1 protein-coding gene is annotated in these 223 nt (G+C 61.0%); it reads left to right on the forward strand.

Going from position 1 to position 223, the window contains the following annotated elements:
* Positions 1-223 (forward strand): hypothetical protein (locus ABR397_RS24260; protein WP_350307908.1); only part of this gene is annotated, 223 nt, incomplete at both ends.

Raw genomic sequence — 223 nt, forward strand, 5'->3', positions numbered from 1 at the left:
ATACCGTTTCCGATTTAACGATGTTTGCCGCCGGGTTAGCCAGTTTTGGCGGCGCAGCCGCCAAAGGCCCCGGCGCGTTGCAGAAGCTGTTCAGCAAGGTGCCGGGAGCGGCTAAAATCCGCAAAATCGCCTGCCGGCTGGGAGCGCTTGCCGTCGCGGTGCCGGTCGCGGGTATTCTGATGAACCCGGTGGAAGTCATTGCCGGCCAGAAATTCCTGAACGA

The sequence above is a fragment of the Photorhabdus viridis genome (genome assembly GCF_040256935.1).
Lineage (GTDB): Bacteria > Pseudomonadota > Gammaproteobacteria > Enterobacterales > Enterobacteriaceae > Photorhabdus > Photorhabdus viridis.